The 14,924-nt window shown below is 61.5% G+C and carries 10 protein-coding genes and 1 pseudogene; all 11 read right to left on the bottom strand.

The genetic code is table 11. The features are described 5' to 3' along the window. Positions 1 to 24 precede the first annotated feature (24 nt). Entirely contained in the window at positions 25 to 1,062 is a 1,038-nt protein-coding gene (locus IV098_RS00300) for a metallophosphoesterase (protein WP_296885284.1), read from the bottom strand. Between the two features lie 43 nt (positions 1,063 to 1,105). After that, positions 1,106 to 2,845, bottom strand: a complete 1,740-nt coding sequence (locus tag IV098_RS00295) for an alkaline phosphatase D family protein (RefSeq protein WP_296885283.1) — start codon at positions 2,843 to 2,845, stop codon at positions 1,106 to 1,108. 186 nt (positions 2,846 to 3,031) lie between these two features. Next, positions 3,032 to 3,745: a PEPxxWA-CTERM sorting domain-containing protein gene (locus IV098_RS00290; RefSeq protein WP_296885281.1), complete on the bottom strand. Its 714-nt coding sequence runs from the start codon at positions 3,743 to 3,745 to the stop codon at positions 3,032 to 3,034. Positions 3,746 to 3,799: 54 nt separating this feature from the next. Further along, positions 3,800 to 5,230: an endonuclease/exonuclease/phosphatase family protein gene (locus IV098_RS00285; protein WP_296885279.1), complete on the bottom strand. Its 1,431-nt coding sequence runs from the start codon at positions 5,228 to 5,230 to the stop codon at positions 3,800 to 3,802. A 314-nt stretch (positions 5,231 to 5,544) separates the two neighbouring features. After that, the gene (locus IV098_RS00280) at positions 5,545 to 6,852 is read right to left on the bottom strand and encodes a glycerophosphodiester phosphodiesterase family protein (protein ID WP_296885277.1); all 1,308 of its coding nucleotides are present in this window, start codon (positions 6,850 to 6,852) and stop codon (positions 5,545 to 5,547) included. Between the two features lie 144 nt (positions 6,853 to 6,996). Next, complete coding sequence (locus IV098_RS00275; protein WP_296885275.1) at positions 6,997 to 8,268, bottom strand: esterase-like activity of phytase family protein; 1,272 nt, start codon at positions 8,266 to 8,268, stop codon at positions 6,997 to 6,999. Positions 8,269 to 8,838: 570 nt separating this feature from the next. Further along, positions 8,839 to 10,251: an alkaline phosphatase PhoX gene (locus IV098_RS00270; RefSeq protein WP_296885273.1), complete on the bottom strand. Its 1,413-nt coding sequence runs from the start codon at positions 10,249 to 10,251 to the stop codon at positions 8,839 to 8,841. A 249-nt stretch (positions 10,252 to 10,500) separates the two neighbouring features. Next, a pseudogene (locus IV098_RS00265) lies at positions 10,501 to 10,581 on the bottom strand (PEP-CTERM sorting domain-containing protein); the annotation flags it as partial. A 19-nt stretch (positions 10,582 to 10,600) separates the two neighbouring features. Further along, positions 10,601 to 11,110: a PEP-CTERM sorting domain-containing protein gene (locus IV098_RS00260; protein WP_296885271.1), complete on the bottom strand. Its 510-nt coding sequence runs from the start codon at positions 11,108 to 11,110 to the stop codon at positions 10,601 to 10,603. Between the two features lie 84 nt (positions 11,111 to 11,194). After that, on the bottom strand, positions 11,195 to 13,531 hold the full coding sequence (locus IV098_RS00255) for a 5'-nucleotidase C-terminal domain-containing protein (RefSeq protein ID WP_296885269.1): 2,337 nt from the start codon (positions 13,529 to 13,531) through the stop codon (positions 11,195 to 11,197). A gap of 213 nt (positions 13,532 to 13,744) precedes the next feature. After that, complete coding sequence (locus IV098_RS00250) at positions 13,745 to 14,713, bottom strand: PEP-CTERM sorting domain-containing protein (protein ID WP_296885267.1); 969 nt, start codon at positions 14,711 to 14,713, stop codon at positions 13,745 to 13,747. Positions 14,714 to 14,924: the final 211 nt, after the last annotated feature.

Raw genomic sequence — 14,924 nt, 5'->3', positions numbered from 1 at the left:
CCCGTTTTGCTGTTTGCCTGCTGCTTAGCGTGCAAACAGATTGTCGCGCACGATCCGCGGCTCGATACGGAAGACGTTGGCATCGTGCGGGTTGACGAAAACCTCCACCCAGTGCGCATTCTGTGCGCCGAAGTTTTCGACGCGTGTGAGGTTCTCCACCATGGCCTTGCCCGATGGCTGGATCGGCGCAGTGTAGGGTTTGTCGAAGCGGAAGTAATGGCTGTCGCCGTGCGCGACCAGCACCGGCTTGCCAAACGCAATGGCATGCTGGGTGATGCGGTCGATCACCGCATTGAAACCCTGACGCTGTTGATCGGCCACGGGCAGATCGAGGTTCATGTTGGCCTGCATGGCGATCATGACGCCGGCGCTGCGACGGGCCTGGGCCTGTGCAAACACCTCGTCGATCCAGGCCAGCGCGGCAGCTTCGCGCGCGGCAACTTCGGCGACGCGATCGGGACGCGGCGAATCATAGCTGTCGCTCGAGTCGATCTGGTTCCAGGGATCGAGTCCGTTATTGCTGCCCACCACGTGAACCGTCGCCATCATCGCGCCATTGAAACTCCACATGGCGTTTTCGACGTAATCATCGAAACCGGCCATGCTCGACTGCGTACGCACATGAACGCGATGCTGGCCGCCGCTGAGACCGGGAACCGGATAGTAGATTTCGCGGAATTTGGCGAGCCGCTCGATCGGCACATAGCCGCCGTTGTTGGCACGGTGGCAATCGGTCCAATCGTTGTCGCCGGGGGTGACGATGACGGCATCCTTGAGTTTCTGGAACTGGTTGTAGCGCTTGATCAGCAGTTCGTCGTCGCAGCGCTCGCTGCCGGCCTTGACGTCGCCGGTATGCACCACCAGGCGCACGCGCGGCGCGGCGTTGATGCTGTCGATCACGCGATCGAACTTGGTTTCGATGGCCACGCCGTAAGGCACGTCGCCGATCAGGGCGAAGGACTGTTCCTGGGCTGAGTCATGATCACGCCCCCGCTCACTGGCAGTAGCGGGAAGGGCAAAACACAGGGCGGCGGCCAGGCCGATGACTGAACACGTTTTCATGAGAAATTCCTCGGTGGTGATAAAAAATCAAAGACGGCAAAATTCAAAGACGGCGACGTGCAACCAGGCCGACCAGGCCCAGGCCGGCCAGCAACATGGCCCAGGTCTCGGGTTCGGGCACGGCCGTCACGGAAAAGCGCGACACGATTTGCGGCGCAAGCCCGGTAATCAAATCCGGATTGGCGGTCAGCTCGTCGTAGCTGTAATCGGGGATGCCCCAGGTGGTCACGATCAACTCGCCGGTTGCGGCGTCGATCTCGAACTCGGTCCAGCCGTAGCTGTGGGTGGCGAGCGAATAATCGAGCTGGCCATAGCCGGGAACCGTCGGCATCAGGTTGGTGAACGGAATGCCCGAGCCTTCGAGCCCCAGTCCGCTGTAGCCCAGCGGCAGCACCTGTGCATTGACCAGACCTTTGATGAACTGATCCTTGGCGATGTCGCTGGGCAGGCTGTTGTAATAGGCGACCTGATCCGGTGTGAGCAGGCCGAGGCTCGCCGCCAGATTGACGACGGTGGGGCCAAAAGGCTGCTCGAACGCCACCGCGCCGGTGCTGATTTCCCACGCGCCGCTTTCGATCTGGTTCACGCCGTCCGGCGAATAGGTCAGGTTGTTGACCAGCGTGCCGTGGATGTCGGCGGTGACGAACACCACGTTGTCGATGCCTTCATTCTTGATGTAGGACAAGAGCTCGGTGCGTTCACGCTCATAACCCTCGTAGCGGTCGCCCGCGGCGGCCAGGCCAAGGTTCTGCGTCGGCTCGGCGATATGCAGAAACTTCCAGGTCACGCCGTCCTGCTGCGCCTGGCTGAGGTCGGACTTCACCTGGTCGAGTTGGGTGCGGCCCAGCATCGTGCGGTCCTGCGTCGCCGATTCGGTCAGAAAACGCTGGGCATCGGCCTGCGTGCCATTCCAGGGTGCGAGTTCGGCGTCGCGGAAGGAACGCGCATCGGTCATGATCATCAGCGCATCGGAACCGAACTGCTGCGCGCGATAGAGATTGGGCTTGCCGTCGAAGCGCGCGTCTCCGGTTCCGGCGTAATTCGTGTCGGCAATCGGCATGTATTCGCGAAACGCCTGCAGGCCATCCTGGTAGCGCTGAGTGTCGTTGTAGTAGCCGCTGCCGACCGGCGAACCACCGGCAAAATCGTTCACCACTTCATGGTCGTCGATGCCCGCAAACACCGGCGTGCTGGCACGCACGTCCTGCCAGGTATTCATGCCGTAGCGGGTGGACAGCACTTCGTTATGGCGATCGCGATAGTCGGCGAGCGTACTGGCAGTGGGCTGTGCCGGGCCGGAATAGCGCTCGGCGTAAATGGTATCGCCATGCTTGACGAAGAAATCCAGATTCTTCGACGCGACGTTCTTGATCGCGGGGTAAGGCGCCAGTTCGCCGCGCCAGTCACCCGAAACGCCGAAACGCAGGCCATTGTGCGAACCTGCGGCTGCCGCGGTACGGAAGCTGCCGTTAAAGCTCGACAGCGTTGCATCGGTGGCGCGGTAGTAATACTGCTGTCCTGCGGCAAGCCCGTTCGCCATGCCCTTGACCGGCTGCATCGGATCGACCACCGCCGCATTGAACGTATTGACGACGTTGGCAAACGCAGCATCGGTCGCCACTTCGAAAGTCACCAGGCCCGTCGTGTCGCTGCGCGCCCACAGCCAGGCGGAGTTTTGCGTCACATCGCCCGAAGCAACGCCATTCGGCAGTGCGGCGAGCGAAGGCGATGCGTAGGCGACTATCAAGGCAGCAGCCAGGAAGCCGAAACGAGGATGGTTCATGGAAAGTCTCCGCAGGAATGGCTTGTGAGGAAATTCAGCTAAAGGTGAAGCCTAACGGCGACATGTTGTAGCCATGTGTCACACACACGCATTCGGTGCATGCCGAACGGCTCATGCATGGCAACGGCCAGCGTTGCAAAAAAACGGGCGGCCATGTGGCCGCCCGTTCCGCTTACCGCGCACTACTTACCGCTTGACCGACTTGCGTCGTACAGCCGCAAATCCCACCATCCCCAGCCCAGCCAGCAGCATGGCCCATGTTTCGGGCTCGGGGATGGGTGCTTGTGCGGTCACGATACCCCCGCCGGGCGCGATCGAAAGGGAACCACCCGCGCGCAGTTGGATCCCCTCGTCAAGTTGGACAGGCTGCCCCGATCCGGACACATCGATGGACGCGCCTGTACCCAGAATCAACCCGCCGCTGGCAAGCGGGCCACCGGAGGGCAGACCATTGTTGATGCCCCGGGTTGCAACGAGCGTGATCGAGCCGCCAGGTGCCTCGATCAGAGCACCCTCGCCAAACTCGACCAGCGGTGCTTCGATATACAGCCCCCCCGCCGGGGCGAAAATCAGCTCGCCCCGGATGCGAATCGATTCGCTGGCAATCAGACGCAAGGTATCGTCCGCCCGCAGATTGACGAAACTCAACGAGGAGCCGGGCGCCATCTCGAAGGTGGTGAAATGAAACGTAGTCGAATCTGCTTCGATCGTCATTGGCCCTTCCAGATACAGCGCGCCCACTTCGATAAAGTCGGACGATGCCGACAGCAAACCGGCAGTGCCAGTATCCGGACCTGGCAAGGAGATAGTTGTGCTGGCCCGCACTGAATCGGCTGCAATCGTGAAAGTGATGGATACGGCAACTGCAGCAAGGCGGCTCAAAGGTGAGCGCAATTTCATGGTGGATGTCTTTCTCTTATAAAAATCGGATGGTTGTAGACAGTTGCTGCACTTTCAGTGCCGCGCACGGCGCGCCGCAAATCCCACCAGCCCCAGCCCAGCCAGCAGCATGGCGTAAGTTTCTGGCTCCGGTACCGGCGCGATTTCAACATCCAGCCACACTGCCTTGTGGTCGGAACTGGGCAGATTGGCGTACAGATTCTGGTTGCGGAAGGTACCGACCAGATCGAACAGTTCGCCCGTGTTGTTGGTGTCGGTCTGGTTGCTGTCGACCGGCCAGAACACCCCGCCCCCTTCGATGTTCATGTTGGCCGAGGGCAGCACGTAGTCGACGCGCAGATTGCCTGGCGCGGAATCGCTGAAGTCGGCCGTATCGAATTTGGGGTCGCCGACGTGGCTGGCGTTGGCCGTTCCGTTGTTGTGCGGATCGGTCGCAGCCTGCGTGCCGCCTGCCGATTCCGGCGTGAACTGCGTGTTGACGAGCGTGGCGTTGAGCAACTGATTGATGGCGCTGGCATACGAATCGCCGTCGCTGGGGTCGGCATTGTAGTCGCCGGCAATGACGAATTTCGCCCCCGCGTCCAGACCGCCGGTACCGCCCTGATCGTCGTAGATATAGCCTGCGCCTTCGATGTAATTCTTCAAGAAACGGATTTCATCGTGGTTGCGTTTGCCGTTCTTGTCCTCGGCGCCGTCGAAGGTGGGCGGCGTGGGATGCGCGGCGAGGAAATGCACTTCCTGGCCGTCGATTTTCAGCGTGACGTCGACGTGATTCTTGGAAGAGAGGCGCAGCGCAGCCTGCTCGTCGGGGCTGTAGTAGTTGGATAGATTGTTCGCACCTGCGGTCGGGTCGTTGGTCAGCAGGTTGTTCGGCATGTCTTTCCAGAGAAAATTCTGGAAGGTGCGCACATTGACGATTTCATATTTGGAATAGATGGTGAAGCCATACTGGCCGGCAAAGTTGCCGAAGCCGTAGGCATCGTTGCCACCGCCGACCGCGCCGTTGTTGTCCAGATCGAATCCGCTGGCGAGTCCGGTATTGGTGGTGGGCGTGTAGCGGTAGGCGAAGTTGACGCCGCTGGTCGTTCCGCGCACGGCGTTGCCGTGGCTGGTCGACAGATAGTTGTCCTGGAACAGCTTCGCCGCCTGGCTGGAATAACCCGCAGCCGATGGCACGCTGCTGCTGCCCGCCATGCCGTTCTGGTCGTAGTCGAATTCGTTCACCAGCAGCACGTCGGGATTTACCCGCTGGATGATCTCGGCGACGTTGTGCGCCTGCTGGATGCGGTTGGCGATCGTGGCACTGACGCCACCCGTCGCCAACGGATTGGCCAGATCGCTCAGCAGATCGCCGCTGGCGTCGCGGTTGAGCGAAGCGTTGAAGGTGGCGAAGCGCACGCTTTCGGCCTGCGCGCCAGCCGAAGCCGCCAACGCGGCAAAAACGGCCATGGAAATCAGGGTGTTCTGGAACGGGGTTTTTGTCATGATTTTCTCCATTGAAAAAATGAGTCTTGTGATGGCTAGCGACTGCACGCTGAAGCACGTGAGGCTTTATCAAGATTACCGGTTCAATGTTGTCGAACCATGATTCCGGATGACCGGCTGATTGAGCCGAATGCGCCATATCCGCGAGGCGAACGGCTGCCTGCTCATCGCTACGGTGAGGATGGACGGCGCACAAAATGGCTTGAAAGTCCTGCACGCAGAGAAGCGGCAGGGTGATGCCTGCTGGCCCCAGCCGCAGACGCGGCCGGGGCACCATTGCGCAACGCGCGGTCCGCGGTTGCGCAATAGCGGGCTTACTTCAGGTTCATGCAGTTGGCGTAATACGTTACCGTGGCCGGCCAGTCGCTGAAGATGCCAAGGATGCCAACATCCTTCGCCAGCACGTCGAGCACGTTCATCACATCGCCTTCGCGGGTAATCGCCGAGTCGATGGTCTGGTAGTAGTAGCCATTGTTGCCGTCGGCCAGAACGCCCGAACGTTCGAGCGTCCAGGTGATGATGTCGAGCCCGGCGGCGCGGGCGTTTTGCGCGTAGGTCGAGGGAACGATCTTGCCGCTGCCGTCCACATCGAGCAGCGCATACATCGGCGGTGCAACGATGTTGATGCCTTCGGCCTTGTAGCTTTCCAGCTCGGCGGCATTCGGCAGCTCGGCGGGGACATTGGCGTCATCCAGATACACCGCCTGTTTGCCGAAAGCCGGCTCGTTGGCGATCCAGTAACGCACGTCGCGGATGTCGAAGGACTGCGCCCACACATCGCGCGGACGCACGCCCATGGCCTTGTACTCGTCGATCATCTGCTGCGCATAGTCTGCCTGCGTGTAGTCGCCGGTGCCGTCGCCGTCGCTGTCGTAGGGCATGGACACGCTGGCGCTCTTCAACTCAGGCGTCATTTTCACGCCCAGTTTCTTGAACAGCGCGATACTTTCCTTGTGCGTCATCAGCGTGCCACTGCTGGGGCCGGCATACAGATCGGTGCGGAAATTGGCGGTGCCGCCCAGATATTCGGCGACGGTACGCGCACGTGGGTTGGAAGCGTCCATCTTGCCGCGCAGCGTCTTGAATTCGGCCAGCGTGATGTCGCTGGTGCGGCACTCGGCCGCCGCCGGCGTCAGCAGCGTGCCGTTGGCATCGAAGGTCGCTGGCACAAACGGCTGGGTGCACTTGGCGGCCAGCGGCGTGGCGAGGATGTTGGTGGTGGTGTGCAAGTCGTTCTGCGCATGGCGGCACACCAGTTGTTTGTCCTGGGTGAAGGTCACGTCGCATTCGACGATGCCGGCGCCCATGCGCGCGGCGGCTTCATAGGATTCCTTCGTGTGCTCGGGAAATTGCAACGCCGCACCGCGATGGCCGATCGAGAAATCGCTCTTGCGGAACGGTCCGTTGGAACACTGCTGCAGCTTGCGCTTCAGCTTGCCGTCTTCCATGTCCTCGACCAGGAAGAATGGGCGCGGGCCGAGCTGAACAGTTTGATGCGCGCCATGCATATAAGCGTGGATATCGTCGCGATCATGCCGCTCACTGGCACAGGCAGGCGCGGCAGCCGCGATCAACAAGGTGGTGCAAGCGATAGCCTGCCGGGAAGTAAAAGTGGGGAACATACGGACTCCAGAGATGAGGGAAAACGAAGCGTCGGAACGACCGACGGCGCAATCCTATTCCCCGTTTCTGGCAGAACAGTGACGCGCCGCATGGCCCGACCGCCGGTCTCCCGGCGGCCGGACATGAAGCTTCGTTTGCGCGTTTCAGCGACGGCGACGTGCGGCGAATCCCACCAGCCCAAGGCCGGCGAGCAGCATCGCCCAGGTTTCCGGCTCCGGCACCGGCGCGATTTCCAGCGCGACGAACTGGGTGAACTGGGTCGCGCCAAAGTTATTGTCGGACACCAGGATCAGGGTCTGCTTGCCATTGACCACCGGGCCCAGCGTCAGCCCTTCGATGTTGTCGAGCGCGAGTGGCGTACCGTCGTCGTTCGTCAGCGTGGACAGATCGAGCAGCAGGGTCTTGGCGGCGGGGGTAACAATCTCGCCGGTCAGATCGACCACCCCAGCGATGTTGGTCGCGTTGCGGGCATCGACATGGAACAGGCGGATGGTATTGCCGGTGACCGGCGCGCCGGGGGTGACGGCGCCGACGGCGAACGAACGCTCGATGGCGATGAACTCACGGTCGCCGATCGCCAGCAGATCAGTCAGCCCATTGGTGGCGAACTGATTGGCCGGGTTAGGCGCAATGGCCACCGGCTCGACGTCGTAGGCGTATTCCGCGCCCGCAGCACCCGTGGCGAGGTCGAACGACAGGATGCGCGCACGCGAACCATTGGCAATCGTGGATGGGAGGCTGTCCTGCGACAGGCCGTTTTCGGTGGCGGTATAGAGCGTATTGCCGTCGGTCGAAATCGTCATGCTCTCGAACGCCAGGTTGTTGTAGATACCCGCATCGCCCGCGGCGAGGCCGTTGTTCGAGCCGACCGGATTGTAGTAAGCGGGCACGGCGAAATCGCGCACATGGCTGCCGTCCAGGTTCATCTCGCGCACGCTGGGATTCTGGAATCCGCTGCTGGAGCGCTGACCCTCGTTGCTCCAGTAAAGTTTGCCGTTCGCGCTGCTGTAGCGCATGCCTTCCGGATCGACCGTGTTAATCGCGAACGCGCCGCCTGCGGGCTGCTGGATTGTGGTCACACCGGTGAAAGCGACGCCAGCCATGCCCGGCGTGGCAGAACGGGTGAACTGGTTGAGATCAAGATTGAGCGTGTAGAAACGCGCCGGATTGAACTGCGAACGGTCGTCGCTGATCGCGAAAAAGCGCTGGTTGGTGGCATCGTAATCGAGGCCGGACAGCCCTCCGACGGTGGTGGAGAAAGCCGACGTGCCGCTCGGCACGATCTGCTGACCGAGATAGTTGAGACTGAAATCGGCGGCCTGCGCGCTGCCGCCCATGATCAGGGCAGCAACCATGCCGGCGAAAACAGGGCGGATTGAATGATTCACGCTGCGATTGACGTTCGATAAGTTCATTTCTAAATTTTCCTTGTGGTTCAACTGAGTTCGAAATAGGGCAAACCCTGACGGCAGGCGTTTGCCTGCACGGGACGGATTGCCCGCGAAACACCCGCTCAAGCGCACGTCGAACCGGAATCTGGAAGCCAAGGCCGCGCAGCACCGCTTCGGCGTGCGCGCGAGATATCGCTGGACGAACCAGCGACGACAGGATGTCGGGCATGCCACTGAACTGGACTGCCCTGGCGTCGAAACTGCCAACGCCTGACTGCTTTTCACGCGCACTGCTTGTTGCTTTATTTGACCCCTGTCCTTTGCCTTTCTCAGCACAGCACAATGGGTGGCCGACGCATGCGGATCAATGTCCGTCTGCTTCTTCGACGATGGAAATTCTGGGGGAGGAATGTTTCAGGAGACGCCGTCAGCGCAGCGAGTTTGATGCGCTGATTGGCTCATACGGCGAATAGAGGCCATCCGGATGACGGCACTGCAATGGCAACGGCAACCACGCTGTGGTCTTTAACAAACACGCACCCACAATGAAAACGGGCGACCCGTAGGCCGCCCGCTTTGCTTACTGCTTACTGCTTACTTGACCGACTTGCGACGTGCGGCCGCAAAGCCAACCAGACCCAGACCAGCCAGCATCATGGCGTAGGTTTCGGCTTCGGGAACCGGGGCGATCTCAACCAGCAGGGAGTTACCGCTGGTGGGATGCTGAACGTTGACGTAGAACTTGCCGTTCAGGGAATACATGCCGGTCGATTCGGCGCCTGCGGTAGCCAGCGTCGCGAACACGCTCATGGATTCGGCCACGCCGTCCTTGTCGGCATCCACAGTGATCCAGAGGTTTTCGACACCGCCCGGCTGGTCTTCGACGACAAAAATGGTGCCGTTTTCGTCAATTGCCAGGTTGTCCGGGCTGCTGAAAACCGAGCCCACGGCTACGCCGGTCGCACCGTCTTTTGTGTTGTTATCAACAAACTTGCTGATCACGGCATCGTCCAGATCCATCGAGAAGACGGTGTTGTTGGTGGTGGTCGCGACGAAGAGCTGCTGCGAACCATCGGCCAGGGTCCGGATTTCCATGTCTTCCGGGCGATCGAAGTTGGTGCCCAGGAAATCGGCTACATTCGGGGTGGCACGGCCATCCAGAATCGTCAGGCCATTGCCATCGGTTCCGACAATGGTACCGGGCAATGCGTTGCCGGAAGCATCAGTCAGCGCAACCCAGGTATAGGCACCGGTGGCTTCCTGAACGGTGCCATCGCCTACGCGCAGCACGGAGGTCTGGCCAGCGCCAAAGAAATCAGCGCCGTTGGTGGCGTTGGGGTTGGACGAGGTGAACTTGAAAATGTGGCTGTCGTTGCGCTCGTCGATGAAGTAGAAGTTGTTGGCTTTGTCGAACGCCAGGCCTTCGTGCGACGCGCGAATGTCGGCTGGGCCGATCTTGCGGTGCACGAAGTTGCCGCCGTTTGCCGCAGCCGTGGTCGGGTTGGTGACTTCGAACAGACGGCCATAAATGCTGGTGCCGGCGGTGCCGCCAGTCACAGTCGGATCGCTCCATGATTCTTCGGCTGTCAGGTAGGTGCCCCACGGGGTCCAGCGCGAAGCGTCGCCAGACTTGAAGCTCTGGGTGCCGGGCGCCACGATGGTGACGGTGCGGGTGTTGTAGTTGGTGTCCCACAGATCGACGCGCTGCACGCCGCCGGTGCTGGTTTCAAACGGCATGAACAGGTAACGGTTGGCATCGACGCCGGTGTGGTTGGAATCGATCATGTCCCAGTTGCCCGAATTGCCCTGACCCAGCGCAACCTGGTTGGTCTGGTTGGCGATGACTTTCTGGGTCCAGCCTGGGGCCAGCACATAGGGGCTGGTCATTTCGGCGGCGTCGCCGACAGGCAGAGGAGAGGTGGTGTAGGGGACGGCTGCGTGAGCAGCACCGGCCATCGCGACGAGGGCGAAGGACAGCATGACGTTGAGTGGCTTGCGTGCAAACATGGAAGAGCTCCTGATTGGAATTGGATAGCGGAAATCAAGTTGATTGCCGGGCCTGCCGGGTTCGATCAACTAGATTCACTTTATTCCGTGTCGATGACATGCAATAAGGAATCAGAATGAATAAACATGAGCCGTTCGGCAGGGTTCGAAAACTCGATCTGTCATACAACACGTCTGTTTTCGGCAGAAAAAAACGGCAATAAAAAACCCGCCTCGCGGCGGGTTTCTCAAGGCAACGTCAGCGGCTGCTCAGGTGCGCTGCGATTTGCGGCGCGCCATGAAACCGACCAGACCCAGACCGGCGAGCATCATGGCCCAAGCCTCCGCTTCGGGGACGACAGCGCCAGATTCAGATACTGCGGCGCTTGGCGCGCTCGACCATCACGCCGACCAGGCCGATACCGGCCAGCATCAGCATCCAGTCGCGCGGCTCGGGAACGGCCGCGGCGTAGGTCAGCGAGCCCGAGCTGCTGTCGGTGGCGAAGAAGGCATCGCTGGTGTCGACACTGCCCGTCACGAAGCTGAACGGATAGGCAGCCGAGTCGACGGAATACGACAGGCCGAGGAATGCGCCGTCGTAGTAGCCGACTTCGACGGCCGCGCCGAAGGCGACATCTGCCTGCGTGAAGCTGCTGCCCATGAAATTCATGGCCAGGCTGTCGACGGCCAGCCACTCGGCGCCGGTGCCGGTGAGGGCTGCGTCGTCGAAGCTGAAGCTGCCGGCATAGGTTTCGCCGAGCAGCGGGCCCGCATCGATCGCGCCGCTGAAGGTGTAGGTTTGAACGGCGGCCTGGGCCGGTGCAAAGGCTGCGAACAACAGGCCGAACGAAACGGCTGCGATAGATTTCTTGAACGTCATGATGCTTCCTTAGAATAAAAAAATTGGGGTGGTCTGATCAATCAGGCAAGCGGGGCGGCGGACCGCCGCCCCGCCCTTGCCTGTTTACTGCGCGAGGTCGCGCGCCGGGGCGAACTGTTTGGCGGTGAGGCCTTTCAGCGTGGCCAGCGGACGGTACGCAGCCGGGCCGAAGGCGCCATCGGCGTCGATCTGCAGGCTGATGCCGCCGGTCACGTCGACCACACGCACGTAGCCGTCGGCCACCGCGTCGCTGCCGCTGTAGCCCAAGCTGGCGAGCAGGCCGCCAAGCTGGATACGGTCGGCATACGGCGTGAAGTCGACAATCGTGTCGCCGGCATCGCGCATTGAGGTGTAGACGAAGGTGTCGCCACCGGCGCCGCCGGTCAGCGTGTCGGCGGACAAGCCGCCGCCGATGATGTCGTCGCCTGCGGTACCAACGATGACATTCCGGGCGGCATTGCCGTTGAAACTCTGGCCGGCGACGATTGCGCTGACGTTGAGGTCGATCAGGCGGCCGTAGCGGTCGAAAGCGTTTTCTTCGCCGTACAGGTTCACCGTGATTTCATCGCCATCGGTTGCGCTCGCGCGCTGCAGACCGCCAATGGATTTGGACGCCTGGATGAAGTTGGACAGTGCTTCCTGATAGGTGATGCTGAAGGGGTCGTTTTCGAACACCACGCCATTGACGGCAAACGGATAGTTGTCGCCGCCGTTGGCGGTGAAGTCGATGGTGGTGAAAGAGAAGCTACGGCTGGGGTTGACCACGACGCCGTTGTCGATCAGCACGGTACCGTCGTCGAGTACCACGCGGCGGATGCGGTCGCCGGTGCCGACATTGCTCACCACGGTGCTGCGCGCGGTCTTGCTGGTGTCGTAGATCACCTGCATGCCGGAGATCTGCGCGAACTTGCCATTGGCCGCGCCGGTCGCACTGGCTGCACCGACGGCGTGTTCGAGGATGTCCTTCAGTTGCGTGGCGTTCATCGCCGGTGCGCGCTTGACCAGATTGGTAAAGGTCAGGATGTTGAACGTGTCGCCTACGGTGACGTTGCCCGGCACGCCGATGCTGGCGCGAATGCCGCCGCCGTTCTGGATGGCGACGTCGGTATGGCCGGCAAAGCGCATCGCGTCGGCGACCAGGTTGCCCATGCCGGTTTCGGCGTTACGCACGCCTTCGCTGAACTGGCAGGTCGTGGCCGGTGCAACCGGGGTGCAGGACGCATGGGTCGGTCCGTTGAGCTTGGTCGCAGTGCTGCCGATGATCTGTGCATTGAGCGCGGTGACATAGTTCAGTACCGGGGTAACCACAGTGGCGTTGAGGGTGGCGTCGGGCGTCACCTTGTCGGCATCGGCGGCAGCGCCCGATACGCGGATCATGCGGGTATTGTCGAGGCTGGTCACCAGGCCGGTGGCATCGTCGAGGGTGAAGCTGACTTCGCCGACGTAGCGGTTGCCGAAGTGGCCGGTGACGACCGGGATGGATTTGCCGTCGAGGTCGGTCGAGTAAACCGGGTGGGTATTGAACGTGGGGGCGATGACCGGCGCGCCGTAGCTCAGGATGTGCGCATCGTCGGGGTCGGACATCAACTCGTGGCCGCCGCCGGAAATCACCAGATCGACGCCGCGCAGGCCGGGCACCAGGGTGTTGATTTCGTTCTGAGCGCCTTGCAAGTGGCTCATGACGACGATCACGCTCACGCCTTCGTTGTTGCGCAGGCGGTCGATCTCGGCCTGCACCAGCGGAATCATGTTGGCGAGGTTTTGCGCTTCGGTATTGAGCGCGCTCCAGTTTTTCATGATGCCGGCGGGCGGCGAAGAAATGCCGGGCAGCAGCGGCGTGGTAGCGCCGACGATGCCGACCTTCTTGCCGCCGGCAGTGGTGATGATCTTGGACGGTGCGACCACACCCTCTGCAACCAGACCGGCCAGCTCGGGCGACACGTTGAAGTCCAGGTTCACCGACAGGTAGGTGGTGCCGGACACTTCGGCGAAACGGGCGGCGACCGGGCCGGTGTTGTCGAGGTCGAATTCGTGGTTGCCGAAGGTCGTGGCGTCGAAGCCGATCTGGCGGCTGGCGATGGCGTCGTAGAAATCCTGGCCGCCGTCGGGGTGGGCCGTGGCGAGATTGACGAAGCTGGCGTTGAGGCGCGGCCCCGGCAAAAACGAATCGCCGGCGTTGAGGGTGATCACGGTACCGGGCGCGGCGGCCTTGCGGGCGGCAATCACGCTGGCCAGGCGGTCGACGCCGCCGTAGAACGAAATGCCCTGGCTGGCGTTGTCGCGCAGGTTGCCCTGGGCCGAAATCAGCCAGGATTCCTGGTCGCCGATGTGCAACACGGTCAGGCTTTCCGCCCATGCCGGGTTGAAGCTCAGAACCGAAAACGATACCGCGAGCGAGAGAGACTTGAGTGCGAACTTCATTGCTGAAACTCCATTGAATTAACCGGCAACAGGACAGCCACACAAGCGGGGCTGGACGAAACATTCGACGCACAAGTCGCGCCATCACGCCAGCAATGTACGGATCGCGCGTGACATTTCGTACCGGTCAAAATGGAATTCACATGAGCCGTTCGGCGCAGAAAAAACGGGCGACCCGCAGGTCGCCCGTTCTTACTGTTCACGACTTACCGCTCACCGATTCGTCTTGCGGCGCGCAGCAGCAAAGCCCACCAACCCCAGGCCCGCCAGCATCATGGCGTAGGTCTCGGCTTCGGGAACGGCCTGCACATACAGGCCCGACGCGCTCTGCAGGCTCACCCCCAGCGGCAACACCAGGCTGTGGCTCAGGGTATCGAAACTGACATCCGCCAGGCTGCCGTTGGACGCGCCGACATTCAGCGAAGCCGTCAGCCGGAACGGCGTGTCATAGGCAAAAGTGAACTCGCCTTCGATGCCCTGCGACAGCGTGGTCTTGCTTTTGCCCGACAGGCTGGTGCTCTGGCTGACCAGAGTCTGGTTCTGATCGGCCGCGGTACAGGTGTTGTACCAGTAGTAGCAATAGGTATTCGTCGAATAACCGACGGTCAGGCCGAAATTGGCTGAGCCGTTCGCGGTCGATTGCAGCGTGCCGTTCAACTGCGCCATGAAGCTGGCGGTGCCGAGGCCGGTGCCGCCCGAGATCACGAACCAGTCGCTCCAGTTCGATGTGGCGGACGCCGAGCTGCTGCCGTAACCGGTGCTGTTGCCATTGCTGTCGGTGTTTTGCGTCCACTGCGTTTCGGCGTGCGCCTTGAGCCGGGTGCCGGTTGATGCGGCCTCGGACTGGTAACCAAAGCCCTTGCGGCTCAGCGCCAGCGCCACGGTCGAACCGTCCGCACTCTGGTCGCTTTCACTGAAATTTCCGTAGCTCGAACCCACCGAATAATTCATGTTGCCGCTGACCTGCGACGAAGCCGAGGCATTGCCGAGCGAGGCGGCGGGCGGGGTGACCGTGGTCGGGAGGCTCGGCTGTCGAATGACGATATTGCCGCCAATCTGGATGACCCCCGAATCATTTCTGAGCGTCACGCTCGCCTGCGCACCGGTGCTGGCCATAGCCAGCACCGCCAGCAGCAAAGCGGAACGAAGAGGGAATGACTGGATTGCTTTCACGCGCTTCATGGAACGATTCCTTTAATAATTGTGATGGCGGTGGACAAGACAAACGCTGCCGCTCCGCCCACCTGCGACGCGGCGCGACACTGGAAATCGAATGGCGACCGTTGCGGTCCGACCGGCTTGCCGGGAGAAAACCCGGCAAACAAATTCCCGCGCTCGCCAGAATGGAAACTGCAATAGGTAATGCCGCGCAGCACCGTTCCGGCGAGCGCGT

Origin of the sequence: Thiobacillus sp., from assembly GCF_018780105.1 — a bacterium.
Classification (GTDB): Bacteria; Pseudomonadota; Gammaproteobacteria; order Burkholderiales; family Thiobacillaceae; genus Thiobacillus.
This window is presented reverse-complemented; position numbering and strand designations above follow the sequence as displayed.